The sequence below is a fragment of the Pseudomonas sp. E315 genome (assembly GCF_055406205.1).
Genome location: NZ_JBUZPJ010000002.1, coordinates 232,422 through 246,140 on the forward strand (window position 1 = coordinate 232,422; position 13,719 = coordinate 246,140).

General features: G+C 57.5%; 10 protein-coding genes. 3 read left to right on the forward strand and 7 right to left on the reverse strand.

Annotation, left to right across the window (positions count from 1 at the left end):
- Positions 1-5: 5 nt before the first annotated feature.
- Complete coding sequence (locus tag ACZRJQ_RS04395; RefSeq protein ID WP_463977190.1) at positions 6-1,232, forward strand: MFS transporter; 1,227 nt, start codon at positions 6-8, stop codon at positions 1,230-1,232.
- A gap of 85 nt (positions 1,233-1,317) precedes the next feature.
- Here ACZRJQ_RS04395 and ACZRJQ_RS04400 read toward each other — a convergent pair whose 3' ends face one another.
- Complete coding sequence (locus ACZRJQ_RS04400; protein WP_463977191.1) at positions 1,318-1,767, reverse strand: DUF4879 domain-containing protein; 450 nt, start codon at positions 1,765-1,767, stop codon at positions 1,318-1,320.
- 210 nt (positions 1,768-1,977) lie between these two features.
- Here ACZRJQ_RS04400 and ACZRJQ_RS04405 point away from each other — a divergent pair, with 210 nt between their 5' ends.
- Both ACZRJQ_RS04405 and trmA read left to right on the forward strand, forming a co-directional pair.
- The gene (locus tag ACZRJQ_RS04405) at positions 1,978-3,273 is read left to right on the forward strand and encodes an NCS2 family permease (protein ID WP_463977192.1); all 1,296 of its coding nucleotides are present in this window, start codon (positions 1,978-1,980) and stop codon (positions 3,271-3,273) included.
- Positions 3,270-4,358, forward strand: a complete 1,089-nt coding sequence (trmA, locus tag ACZRJQ_RS04410) for a tRNA (uridine(54)-C5)-methyltransferase TrmA (RefSeq protein WP_463977193.1) — start codon at positions 3,270-3,272, stop codon at positions 4,356-4,358. The genes ACZRJQ_RS04405 and trmA overlap by 4 nt, the downstream gene beginning before the upstream one ends.
- Before the next feature lie 70 nt (positions 4,359-4,428).
- Here the strand turns inward: trmA and ACZRJQ_RS04415 are convergent, their stop codons facing one another.
- From ACZRJQ_RS04415 to ACZRJQ_RS04440, 6 genes are all read right to left on the reverse strand, one after another.
- Positions 4,429-5,760, reverse strand: coding sequence for a TolC family outer membrane protein (locus ACZRJQ_RS04415; RefSeq protein WP_463977194.1), 1,332 nt, complete (start codon positions 5,758-5,760; stop codon positions 4,429-4,431).
- Positions 5,757-7,106 carry an HlyD family type I secretion periplasmic adaptor subunit gene (locus tag ACZRJQ_RS04420; RefSeq protein ID WP_463977195.1) on the reverse strand — a complete coding sequence of 450 codons (1,350 nt, stop codon included), beginning with the start codon at positions 7,104-7,106 and terminating at the stop codon, positions 5,757-5,759. The genes ACZRJQ_RS04415 and ACZRJQ_RS04420 overlap by 4 nt, the downstream gene beginning before the upstream one ends.
- A complete protein-coding gene (locus ACZRJQ_RS04425; protein ID WP_463977196.1) occupies positions 7,103-8,857 on the reverse strand; it encodes a type I secretion system permease/ATPase in 1,755 nt (584 codons plus the stop codon). Before ACZRJQ_RS04425 ends, ACZRJQ_RS04420 begins: the two co-directional genes overlap by 4 nt.
- An 82-nt stretch (positions 8,858-8,939) precedes the next feature.
- Complete coding sequence (locus ACZRJQ_RS04430) at positions 8,940-9,569, reverse strand: heme acquisition protein HasA (RefSeq protein ID WP_463977197.1); 630 nt, start codon at positions 9,567-9,569, stop codon at positions 8,940-8,942.
- Between the two features lie 107 nt (positions 9,570-9,676).
- The gene (locus ACZRJQ_RS04435) at positions 9,677-12,457 is read right to left on the reverse strand and encodes a TonB-dependent receptor (protein WP_463977198.1); all 2,781 of its coding nucleotides are present in this window, start codon (positions 12,455-12,457) and stop codon (positions 9,677-9,679) included.
- Positions 12,458-12,673: 216 nt separating this feature from the next.
- Positions 12,674-13,681 (reverse strand): FecR family protein, encoded by a 1,008-nt coding sequence (locus ACZRJQ_RS04440; RefSeq protein WP_463977199.1) that lies wholly within the window; start codon positions 13,679-13,681, stop codon positions 12,674-12,676.
- Positions 13,682-13,719 lie beyond the last annotated feature (38 nt).

Consider the following 13,719-nt stretch of genomic DNA (forward strand, 5'->3'; position numbering starts at 1 on the left):
CTTTGATGCCCACTCAGTCAACGATGCTGCTACGCCATCACCGGCCTTTTATCGCGTTCTGGTTTGCCCGAATTTTTACTGCCAGCGGTTTTCAGATGCTGACGGTGGCCATTGGCTGGAACATTTACCAACTCACTGGCAACGTGATGGACTTGGGCTGGGTGGGGCTGATCGAGTTCGCACCGCGCTTGCTGTTTATGCTCCACACCGGTCATGTGGCCGATCGCTATGACCGGCGCCGAGTCGCGGCCATGTGCCAGACACTGCAAGCGTTAATCGCCCTGACCCTCGCTATCAGCAGCGCAACTGGTCACATCAACCGCGAGATGATCTTCGTGCTGGCGTTCCTGCTGGGCAGCGCTCGTTCATTTGAAGTGCCCACCACGCAAGCGCTGTTGCCTTCCATCGTGCCCGCGGCGTTATTCCCCCGCGCAGTTGCCGCCGCGCAAGCCGCGCAGCAATCGGCCACCATCATCGCCCCCGCCCTCGGCGGCTTGCTGTATGCGTTCGGCAGCGTTTGGGTCTACGGCCCAACCGTGGCGCTGTACCTGATTGCCGCCCTATTGATGAGCACCCTGCCCGCCCGCCAGACTCCGCTCAATAAAGGCAAGGCAACGCTGGACTCACTGTTGGCGGGCATCCGCTTTATTCGCAGCCGCCCGGACATTCTGGGCGCGATCTCTCTAGACCTGTTTGCCGTGTTACTCGGCGGCGCTACAGCGTTGTTGCCGGTATTCGCCAAAGACATCCTGCTCACAGGCCCCTGGGGCTTGGGCATGCTGCGCTCAGCGCCCGCGGTCGGGGCGCTATTGATGTCGCTCTGGCTAGCGAGGTTTGCGGTGGAGCGCAAAGTAGGCCGCATCATGTTTACCGCAGTGGGCGTGTTTGGCGTCGCAACCATCGCCTTTGGCCTGTCGACCTCGTTCTGGTTTTCGATGGCAGTGCTGGTGGTGCTCGGCGCGGCAGACATGATCAGCATGGTGATCCGCGCGTCGTTTGTGCAGCTCGAAACCCCCGATGAAATGCGAGGCCGTGTGAGTGCGGTTAATGGCCTGTTTATCGGCGCATCCAATCAACTGGGCGAATTTGAGTCCGGGGCAACAGCTCACTGGCTGGGCACTGTGCCTGCCGTGGTGTTAGGCGGAGTGGGGACGTTAATCGTCACCGGGGTATGGATAAAACTGTTCCCCAGCTTGGCCAATCGCGATCGGATGGTGGAGCAGGCGCCTTGAACCTGTCGCGGCCCAAGGCTGTGAAGGGACGAGAATGACTCAAGAATACGGAGGCTGTGGCCCCCTTCGCAGCCTGCGCCAGCGACTACTTTATATAGAGCTTCACACCAAGGCGGTTATGGGGCGGTACGAGGGATGAATTGCTGAACTCAAACCAGCCGCCGTCCTTGTTACCCAGATCAAAGGTGTACAGGTAACCCACGGTGGTGCCTGCACCGTTGCAGGTCACCAAGCCTTCACCCTGATTGCAAACGGGCGTACGCACGCCGTCAACTTCTTGGCCGTCCAGGGTCACATTTGGCTGCTTCCCGTAGCCGCGTTCCAGCACAAACACTTTGATATTCGGGCCACGATGCGGCTGTCGGGTCTGTTCACGTCCATCCGACACATCCTCCACAGCCCCCGTGCTAGACACCACTTTGAGGATCTCAATCTGACTCAACGGCATCGCAGGCGCAGCGTTAAGCCCAGCACTGAGACACAGGCCCGTCAGCACAGTGAGGCCTGTTAAAAAACATTTGATCGTGCGCGTCATAAATCCCCCTCAACACTGGCACGCAGTATGCCTGTGGTCAGCGCGTTACAAAACAATGCGTCGTACGGTAACCACAAGCAGCCATCTGTACGAGCTGCTGGTATGATGCGCGGCTTTTTCCGACGGACAGAAAAACCTCAGGCGCTACAAGTCTGTGCTTTGCTGTTGAAAACGATTTAATTACGGCGCTGTGGCGCCACGGGGACTGGCATGCTGGAAAGGCTGTTTCAACTCAAAGCACACAACACAAACGTGCGTACCGAGATTCTTGCGGGCATTACGACTTTTCTGGCGATGGCCTACATCCTGTTTGTGAACCCGAGCATCCTCGGCGAAACCGGCATGGACAAAGGCGCCGTGTTTGTCGCGACCTGTCTGGCGGCCGCCATTGGTTCGGCGATCATGGGCATCATCGCCAACTACCCGATTGCATTGGCACCGGGCATGGGCTTGAACGCCTTCTTCACCTACACCGTGGTGCTGCACATGGGCCACACCTGGCAAGTAGCGCTGGGGGCGGTATTCATTTCGGCGGTGTTGTTTTTCATACTGTCGATCTTTCGCATTCGCGAGTGGATCATCAACAGCATCCCACTGCCGCTGCGCTCGGCCATTGCAGCCGGTATCGGCCTGTTCCTGGCACTGATTGCCTTGGGTAACGCCGGGATCGTAGTCGCTAACAAAGCCACGCTGGTCGGCATGGGCGATTTGGCCCAACCCAAAGTCGTGCTGGCCTCGCTGGGTTTCGCCTTGATCGTCGCCCTTGAAGCACTGAAAGTTCGCGGCGCAGTACTGATCGGCATTCTGGCCGTGACCATTGCCTCCATCGTCATGGGCGTGACCGAGTTCGGTGGCGTAATGTCGATGCCGCCTTCGCTGGCCCCGACGTTCCTGCAACTGGACATCAAAGGTGCACTGGATATCGGCCTGATCAGCGTGATCTTCGCCTTCTTGTTTGTTGACCTGTTCGACAACTCCGGCACCCTGATCGGCGTTGCCAAGCGTGCCGGCCTGATGGGCAAAGACGGCCACATGCCAAAAATGGGCCGCGCCCTGATCGCCGACAGTACTGCCGCTATGGCAGGTTCGCTGCTGGGTACCTCGACCACCACCAGCTACATCGAGTCGGCAGCAGGCGTGAGCGCCGGTGGCCGTACCGGTTTGACCGCTATTGTGGTCGGCATTATGTTCTTGCTGGCGTTGTTCTTCTCGCCATTGGCAGCCAGCGTTCCGGCTTTCGCCACTGCGCCTGCGCTGATGTTCGTGGCCGTGCTGATGATGAGCGGCCTGGCCGAAATCGAATGGGACGACGTGACCGTTGCCGCTCCAGTGGTCATCACCGCGCTAGCGATGCCGTTCACCTACTCCATTGCCAGCGGCATCGCCTTCGGCTTTATTTCTTGGACCGTGATCAAGCTGCTGTCGGGGCGCGCACGCGAGCTGAACGCGCCGCTGATCATTCTGTCGGTTCTGTTTGTGGTCAAACTAGGTTGGTTCCCTGCATGAGTGCATTGCCGTTTGATTCTGCGACTTACGCTATCGAGTTAGAGGCCAAGGCCAATCGCCTGCGCGAGTTGCTGGCGCCGTTCGATGCACCTGAGCCTCAGGTGTTCGACTCGCCCCTGAAAAACTTTCGCCTGCGCGCTGAGTTCCGCCTGTGGCGCGAAGCGGGCGAGCGTCACTACGCAATGTTTTCCCCGGAAGACAAACGCACACCGATCCTGATCGAAGCGTTTCCGATTGCCAGCCTGCGCATCAATCAACTGATGCCGCAGCTCAAGGCCGCCTGGAAAGCCAGTCACGCCCTGAGCCACAAGCTGTTCCAGGTGGAGTTTCAAACCACCTTGTCAGGCGATGCGATGGTCACTTTGTGCTATCACCGCCCACTGGACGAGCACTGGCAAACGGCTGCCGAGCAGTTGGCCAAAGACCTCGACATCAGCGTGATTGGTCGCTCAAAAGGCAAGCGCGTCGTCATTGGTCGCGATCACGTGGTCGAAAAGCTCGAAGTGGCTGGCCGCACCTTCACCTACCAACAACCTGAAGGCGCCTTCACCCAGCCAAATGGCACGGTGAACCAGAAGATGCTCAATTGGGCATACGACGCATTGGGCGAGCGTTCGGATGATTTGCTGGAGCTGTATTGCGGCAACGGCAACTTCACCCTGCCGCTGGCCACTCGCGTGCGTAAAGTGCTGGCCACTGAAATCAGCAAAACCTCGGTTTACGCAGCGCTGAACAACCTGCGCGATAACGCTGTGGATAACGTCACGCTGGTGCGCTTATCTGCCGAAGAGTTGACCGAAGCCTTGAATGAAGTGCGTCCGTTCCGTCGCTTGCAAGGTATTGACCTTAAAAGCTACACGTTCGGCAGTGTCTTTGTTGATCCGCCGCGTGCGGGCATGGACCCAGACACCTGCGAGCTGACCCGTCGCTTCGACAACATCCTCTACATCTCGTGCAACCCTGTGACCTTGGCCGAAAACATCGCCCAACTGCACGACACTCACCGCATTGAGCGTTGCGCGGTGTTTGACCAATTCCCGTGGACGCACCACATGGAATCGGGCGTATTGCTGGTTCGCCGGTAAGCACTGCTCGGTTAGAGCTGGCTGCGATTTTTTGAGGATCAAAAGATCGCAGCCAGCGCCAGCTCCCCGTTTATGACTGGGGTCGAAAATACCCCGCCACCTGCTGCAAGTCGCTTTCATTCAACAAGCCCGCGTAATACTTAAGCTGCACCCGCGCCAGTAAATATGTGTAACGCGCCTCGGCCAAATCGCGCTTGGCGCTGAACAATTGCTGCTGCGCATCTAGCACATCCAGATTCACCCGCTCGCCTCCCCGCACACTTCTTCGCGTCGCCTGCACCAACGCACTCGCAGATTCGACGGCCATTTCATACGCCCGCACCTTGGCGCCAGCGCTGCTGTTGAGGTTGAACTGTTTACGTAAGTCCAACAGCGTGGTTGCCGTTTGCGCGTCCAGCTCAAATTGCGCCTGTGACAACTGCCGTGCGGCCTGACGGGTCGACGCCGACACCGAACCCCCAGCAAATAACGGCACGCTGAGCTGAATGCCCACACTGTTGGTGTCGTACTTCTGGTTATAAGTGCTTTCAGAATCAGAGCTGGTTTGGCGGCTGCTGGCGTACAAACTGAGCTTGGGTAAATGCCCTGCCCGTTTGCGCTCGACTTCATATTCGGCGGATGTCAGCGCGTGATGCCCCGACGCCAGCTCCGGGTTATTGGCCAGCGCCAGCTCACGCCAGCTTTCAAAACGCTGCGGCTCCAATGGCTGAATCGCAAAACGTGTGACGAGCGGGGCCAGTTGTTCAACCTGCAACGGCTCACCCAGCATCGCTTCCAGCTCGTGCAGCGCTGCATCCTGATCGTCTTGGGCTTCTATTTCTTCAGCCACCGCCATACTCAGGCGCGCTTGGGTCTCCAGCACATCAGTACGTGTGCCCTCGCCGCCTTTTAGCAACCGCTGGTTGAGTTGCAAGCGCTCGGCAAAAGCTCGTTTTTGCGCCCGACTCAGCTCAATACGCTCCTGCGCCAGCAAGGCCTGGCTGTAAGCGCTCAGCACCCGCACGGCTAAGTATTGGCTTTGACTGCGAAAGCGCTCATCGGCCAACAACGCTTGGGCCGTACCTTGGCGAAAACGGGCGTATGCCTCGTAGTCCAAAAGTGGTTGTTGCAAGGTCAATGTCGACGCGTAGCTGCGGTAATCACGGTTGGTACGCGTGTCAGCCTGTGTCACCTCAGACTCATTACGCGAGTTGTTGTAGTTCCACGACAACGTCGGCAGCAACGCGGAGCGGCCCAAGGCGCGGTTCTCTTCACCAGCAGCTCTTTGCTCGATAGCGGCCTGAAAGGTCGGATCGTTGCGAACGGCCAAATCGTAGGCGTCAAGCAAACCCAGTGCTTGAGCCGGCCCTGCCGACACGGCACAAGCGATCAATAACGCACAACACAATCGACCCACGCTCATTCCTCCACCAAGGCCATGTGCGTGCGATCCAGCAACGGCTTAAACAAATAGTTGAGCATTGAACGCTCGCCGGTACGCACGAAGGCCTCAACCGGCATGCCGGGGCGAATCTGCAAGCCTTTGAGTGTGGCCATGCCCGCTTCGCTGACTTGGGCGCGCAAGGTGTAATACGGCTCGTCTGTTCGCTCATCGACCTGACGGTCTGCCGACACCAGCGTTACTTCGCCCGCCACGCGGGGCGTGGTGCTCTGGCTAAACGCCGAGAACATCAGCTCGACCGGCAACCCGACGTGTACTTTATCCGCCAGCTCAACCGGCACCCGCGCCTCAACCCATAACGGCTCGCCCTGAGGCACGATTTCCATCAGAGCCTGACCGGGCTTGATGACCCCGCCCTCTGTGAACACGTCCAACCCAACAACAACCCCCGCGACCGGCGCACGCAACTGGCTGTTGGCCAGCTCAAACTCGGCAGACGCCAGCCGATTGCGCAGATCCTCGGTACGGACGCGGGTCTCGGCTAGTTGGGTGTTCACCTCTTTCTGGTATTCCTCAGCCAATTGACGAATTTTCAGACGCATTTCCTGCACCTGACGTTGTAACTGCCCTATGCGGCCATAGTCTTCGCTGATGGACCCCAGCACCTGGGCATACACACGCTCGCTGTCCAACAGTCGATTACGCGGGATGTAGCCATCGCGGGCCAAGTCTCGCAGCCCCTCCAACTGCTCGGTCAAAGCCGTGCGTTGCAAGATCTTGTTGGCTTGAGAGTCCCGCACCCCACGCAATTGCGCCTCAGCGCCGGCAATGCTTTCACCAATGCCCTGCTGATCGAGCAGCAATGCCTGACGCCGACTGCTAAACAACTGACGTTGCAACGCGAAGTTGGACGCGACTTCGGGCTCAGCCTCCCGCGCCATCAGCTCAGGTGAAAAACTCACACGCGCCGCCCCGTCAGCTTCGGCATTGAGCCTCGCCTCACTGGCCAGCGAGCCATAAAACTGGCTGCGCAATGATTGCGCCTGCCCCAACAGCGGCGTTTCTTTGAGACGGATTAACACTTGGCCCGCCTGAACCTTGTCGCCATCACGCACGTCAATGCGCTCAACAATCCCACCACTGGGGTGCTGCACCACTTTGCGATGGCCCGATACCATCACTTTGCCCGACACCGCCACGCCTTTGTCCAGCGGGGCCAGCGCGGCCCACACCAAAAAACCGAGAAAACCGCCGAGCATCAGCCACCAGCCAAGGCGCGAATAGCGGGTGTCATCCAGTTGCAATACGTTGCTTGCCGAGGCATTGGCGTTGCCGGGCGCTTTAATACTCGCGTGAAGGTGGCTCATGCCTTGTTCGCCTCTGCCACGCCCAACCGATAGCTCACATTCATCGCAGGCTTGGGCGCCGCCGGCTTGGCAGGCACTGGGGCGCTGAGGACTTGGGCGGTCGGGCCAAAGGCTTGCAACAGCCCGCCGCGCAAAATAAGCAATTGGTCGGTGAGGGTCAGCACATTGGGTTTGTGGGTGATCAAAATCAGCGTGCGCTTGAGGTTTTTGAGTTGGGTGATGGCCTGCAACAACGCGTGCTCCCCGGCTTCATCAAGGTTGGAATTAGGCTCATCGAGCACAATGACGGCGGGCAGACCATATAACGCACGCGCCAGACCGATGCGCTGCTTCTGCCCGCCAGACAATCCGGCGCCGCCTTCGCCGAGCTGGGTTTCATAGCCTTCAGGCAATTGCAAAATCAGCTCGTGCACACCCGCCAGTTGCGCGGCAGCCAGCACCTTGTGGGCGTCCACCTGCGCAAAGCGTGCGATGTTTTGCGCAATGGTGCCGGCAAACAGCTGAATGTCCTGAGGCAAATAGCCCAGATGCGGGCCTAACTGATGTTTATCCCACTGCGCCAAGTCCGCGCCGTCTAGCCGTACCTTACCGGTCAACGGTTGCCAGACGCCCACCAGCAAACGCGCCAAGGTCGACTTGCCACAACCAGACGGTCCAATAACCCCGAGCACTTGCCCAGCGGGCAGGACAAAACTCAGGTTGGCCAAGGTTGCACGGCGTGTGCCGGGGGCGCTGGCGCCCAATTGCTCGACTGCCAACTCACCCCGTGGCACAGGCAAGGCCATGCGCGGCGCTCGCGCAGGATGAGCGTGCAGCAAAGCCTCCAGGCGCTGATAAGCCAGACGGGCCGACGTCCACTGCTTCCACACGCCAATCAACTGGTCGATAGGGCTCAGCACCCGCCCCATCAAAATGGAACCCGCGATCATCATCCCGGCCGTGATTTGCCCTTGTACCGCCAGCAGCGCGCCCAGCCCCAGTACCAGCGATTGAAGGGCCAGACGTACGCCCTTGGACCACGCGCTAACAGTGGCGGTCTTTTCACTGGCCAGATTTTGCTGCGCCAAAAAAGCGGTGTGCTGCGCCAGCCAGCGCCCGCGCAGGGTGTCGAGCATCCCCATCGCTTCAATGGCTTCGGCGTTGCGCAAATGCGCGCTGGCCTGTTGAGTGGCTTCGACTGACAGCTCACTGGCCGCTTTAAGTGGGCCTTGAGACACCCGTTGATTGACCCATGCCAAGACCATCAACAACACCGCGCCGCCAAGCGCCAACAACCCCAGCCAAGGGCTAAACATAAAGATCACACACAAATACACCGGAAACCACGGCGCATCGAAAAACGCGAACAGCGCATTGCCGGTAGCGAACTGACGCAGGCTGGTCAGGTCGTTCAGTGCCTGCCCGGCGGCCGGGTTGCCGGTACGCAACTGCGCCTCAAAAGCGGCGTCATACACCCGTTGATTCAGGCGCATATCCATTTGCGTGCCGAGGCGGATCACCACCTGGCTGCGCACCCACTCCAACGCGCCCATCAAGCCAAATAGGCCGAGGATCATCAGCGTCAGCATCAACAGGGTCATTTGATTGCCCGATGCCAGCACTCGGTCGTACACCTGCAACATGTACAGCGCCGGGGCCAGCATCAGTAAATTGATCACGGCCGAAAACAGGCCAATGTTAAAAAAAGCACGTTTGTAGGCCGTCAAGGCAGCCAGCATCTCGTTGGCGACGTGGGCTTTGGGCCGGGTCATGGAGGAATTCCGCGCAGTAGAAAAACGAAAACCCGTAGTCGCTTCCGCAGGCTGCGGCAGCGACTACGGGCGTTGGCGTGTGTTACGCCGCCATTGCCCAGTCTTGCGCCACGTCTTGCACGCCGATCAGGCCAATATCAGCCGCCAGCGGTGCATCGGCATGAGCCAGGCCAGCAGCGGCCAGATCGTCGAAGGTCGATTCGGTGCTTAAGCCGAACGCGCTCAGCAAGTTGTTGAGTGCGCCTTCCAGACCCGACACATCGCCTTTCATCAGGCCATAGATCACGTCCTGTACGGCGTTGCCAGCACGGCCTTCGCTGCTTGCAGCAGACAGGTCCAGACCGTTGAAGGAAACGGTGTAATCGTCCAGCGTAAAGGCGTTGCCATTGCCGCCACCCAAGACTTCGCCCAACTTCACGTTGTCCAACTCGCCCCACAGATAATGGTTCATGTTGTCACTGGCGGGCAGTTTCGGGTTGAACACATAGTTCAGGCCTTTGCTCGTATCGCTTTCAGCAATAAAGGCGTAGTCCGAGTTATTGGTGCCATGCGTCGCATATTGCTCACCACTTAACTCACGAACACCGCCATTAAAACCACCGGTATTGCTCAAACCATGACCCGCTGTTTTAAAACCCGTGGACCAATCGCTGAGCACGTCGCTAACAGACATAGAACCCACAGACGAATTGTAATTAATCGAAATAGTCATGCCTTAACCTCTTCCATAGACAGTTTTAGTAAAGTGGCGCGCAGCGCTACACGCCTTTGCCCAAACAGTGAGCAATCGGTTTATATAACGAAGCAGATGCTTGTTATTTAGAACTTATATTCCAGCATGCCGCTTAATGTACGCCCTCGCGCCATGCTCAAGTTATTACCATCGCCCATCGCTACAAAGTACGCCTCATCCGTGGCGTTCTCTAAAGCGAGCGTAATACTCAGCGTATCGGTGGGCCAATAACTGGCATACAGGTCATACACGCTGTATTTAGGCCATGCGGCTTGTTCAACACCGCTGTAATTCCATTCATTGAGGTTCTCGCCATTACCGGGGCTGTAGCGCAAGCGCACCCCTGTGTCCAGACGTCGTTCAAGGAAGCGTGCGCCTACCGTTAAAGAGCCGCGATCAGCAGGCATATACGCCGCATTCCCCATTGTTGGCCCGCATGACACTTTGTTACTGGCAGCCGGGTCATCAAGCCACTCATATTCTCGTTTGGTGATGTAACCAATGGAGCCATTAGGACGGGTATAAGGTTCACGCCAGGTGCGTATTGTTTTACCCCTTATCTTCGCCCCGCCCATGTAATAGTCTTTTGAGCAAAACTCATTACTGCCAATCATGTGGGTGTAATTAAAGTTGGTGTACATCCGCCCCATGTCGTAGTTCAACTGGTATTCGACACCACGAAAGCGAGTGTCCGCTAAGTTATTCACATACGCTGAGCGCCCAAAACTGCCCCCACTGGATGACTCGGGCAACGCAATACCGTAGTGCATAAATGAGAAATTTTTAATGTTGTTATCAAAATAAGCGACTTTCATTCCCAGTCGGTCATTATTGAAAAACAAAGACTCTTTAAATATGTTGAAGCCGAATTCCCACTCTTTAGACTCTTCAGGTTTCAAATATGGGTTGGGAAAAACACGCTCTGGAGCGTTGCCGCCATGGGGCCGCCCTGTCATATACACTTCCGTCACCGCCGGTGGGCGCCAGCCCTTGCCCCAGCGCGCATACAGTTGCAACCAGTCCACTCCAGGCTTAACCCCGATGCCAAAAGTTGGCGAAAACTTACCCTCTTCCCGCTCGGTATCGTAGAGATAGTCAATACGTTGCACCGTGCCGCTCACAACGGTTGGTACGCCGTTCACAACCTGATTGACCGGGAGTTCCCACAGGCTCATGCCTGTCTTGCCATCCAGCCGATAACGGTCATAACGCAAGCCGGCATCCAGGGTCAGCCAGTCGCTGTATTGGTAATGCAGGTTATTGAACAGGCTGGCCATCGTGCGCTTGCCTTCGGGGTCTGCACCCTCAACCCAAGCCAAGTCCTTTTCATTCTCCGAGGGCACCAGGTTGTTCGTTGACTTCAAGCTGTCCTGATAAGCCTCCAAGCCATAGTTCCAGCTCAGCAGACCATAATTGTTGAAGTCAAAACGCGCCGTGTTTTCTGCCTGAAAACCCCAGGTACTGGTGCGAAAACGATCTTCATAAGCATCAAAGGCGTTATCACTGTCTGCCGATGCGTTATGGGGAGCATTACGCCGATCAAGTTGGGTATTGACGTAATAGAGCTTGCTCTTGAAGTCGATCAGCTCGCTGTCCGGGTTGTAGCTGTAATCCAGCGCCAAGTTGCCAGTGTTGATATTGCTTTTGCTGTGACGAATGTAGTCGTAGCCATCGCCTTGGGCATTGAGGTAAGTCCAGGCGTCATTGCTGTCGCTGTCGGTTTGCAGATAAGTGAACTGAGCGCGTTGGTCGTTGGGCAAATTGAGCCCCAACTTGACCATCTGCGAGCGCGTCACGCTCCCTGCATCCCCCACTTCATTGGTCAGCCAGTTTTTCCACGCCTCGGGGTATTTCTCTTTATTGCGGATTTGGGTGCCGAGGTTATCGGCGTTTTGCCGACCGGTGCGGTAGTCGCCAAAATGCCGCTCACTGTAAGCGACCAAGGCATCTCCCACTTCATTGCCAAAAGCAAATACGCCACTGCCATTGAAGTAAGTGCCGTTGGCCAGCTCGCCGATACCACTGCCTGCGCGAATGCGACCGCCGTACTCTTTACCGTCTTTCAGAAAGTCGCTGGCTTCCAAAGTCTTGAATGTCGCGATACCGCCCAACACTGCAGCCCCGCCCATGCCCGATTGAGTGCCTTTGTCGATTTCGATGCCAGACAGCATTTCAGGGTCAACCAGCATCACGCCGTTGCGTTGCTGGTGCCCGTTGACGTTGAAATTCTGGCGCATGCCATCAACGTTCATGTTGACCCGGCCATAGTCCTGGACGCCGCGAATATTGACGGACAGACCAGGGTCGCGCTGATTGACAGCCGTGTACACGCCCGAGGTTTCTTCCAGCATGTCGGCGGCGTGGCGCGGTGGGCGCTTGTTGATCTGTTCGCGGGTAATCACCGCTACAGAAGAAGGCGTTTGGTACACCCAATCGGCGCTGCTGCCTTCGCCGGCCGATACCGACGTTGTGGCCAGTGCCAGCGCCCCTTTGTGTTCGCCGCTGACGCGGGTCAAAGTGACTTGGCGCTCTCCCGAAAAGCGGTACTCCACTGGGTTGTTGCCCAGTAAACGAGCCAAACCTTCCTGTACCCCAAAATCGCCCTGCAATGCCGAGGCGTGCAAACCTTGCAGCATCTGGCCATCAAACAGCACCTGCAAACCAGCCTGCTCAGCAAATTGCAGCACCGCTTTGTCCAGCGGCTGTGCCGGAATGTGAAAGGCGATAAAGGCTTGCTGAACTGCGCCGCTGACTTTTTCAGCGGCATGCAATGGCATTTGCGCCGCCAACAACCCGAAAATTCCGACATGAACTGCAAAGGCTAAACGGCTTGCTGACCGACCTCCTTTGCGCTGACTGACCACCATTATTGTTATCCCCTAGCGACACGACTTGCTTTGCGAATGAATCTCAATAGCAAGACGTATAGCGACAGGAAAGTCAGTAAAGGTTTTTGCGATTATTTTTTGGGAGCGTTTGTTGGCGTTGCCAGAGGCTTTGTTTTCTGGGGCCGACCTTTCGTTCGCCAGATCAAAAGATCGCAGCCTTCGCAGCTCCAACAGGGGGAATGAGGCGAACTGGGGTTAGTAAATCAGGCTTATGCCTGCAAGCTCTGCCTGCTGAATGTGCAGTTCTTGAGTGAGGGTTTGCAGCGCGCTGTCGAGCATTTCAAGGCGAAACACCCCACTGACCTGACGACTCGCCAGTGCCGGGTTGGCCAGTATGATTTGCCCCGTGCGATAACGATTGAGCTGCTCAATCACCTGCGCCAGTGGCTGGCGATCAAACACCAACACGCCTCGGCGCCAACCAGTGGAGGCGTTCAAGTCAAAGTCCGGTAGCGCTTGTACACCGTGCTCCAGGCTGTATCGGGCACTTTGGCCTTGTTCAAGGGTTTGTTGCGCCAAACCTTGAGCAGGCGTGGCTTGCAAGCTGACCGCAACACTGTGTTGCAACACGCCAACCCAAGCCTGATCGCGGCTCTGACGACCGACCACAAACTGTGTGCCCAAAGCCTTGGTTTGCCCGCCCGCACTTTGTACGACAAATGGCCGGGTTTCGGCCTCGCTCATCGGCGCCACATCAAACACGGCCGAGCCTGCCAGCAAGTTGATACGGCGCTCGTTGGTGTCGTAGTCGATACCGATTGCACTCTCGGCGTCCAACTCCACCGAACTGCCATCGGCCAGTTGAACAGTACGAATTTCGCCCGCGCCTGTTCGGTAATCGGCCTGCATCTGCACCCACATCGTCGGCCCGCTGACCCAGCCCACCGCCAGTACCAGCGATAACACAGCGGCGCGGGCAACCCAACGCACGGGGCGTCGACGTCGAACCACTGGCGCGCGAGCAACTTCTGGGCGCAAGCGATGAGGTGCAGGTTTGAGCGCATCCTCTTGCAGGGCCAGCGCCCCTAATGCCGCCCACGTCTGCTCGGCAAAGCGCAAGGCTGGCGCATGGCGTTCATCGTCAGCCAGCCACTGCGTCAATTGCGCCTGTGCGTGCGTATCCAATTGACCCGCGTGCAAGCGCACCGCCCACTCGGCGGCCGCCTCAGTAATGATCTGCTGTTCGGGGCCTTGGCTATTCACGTGTGAATCTCAATTTCTCGTTATGTATAAGCAGTGAC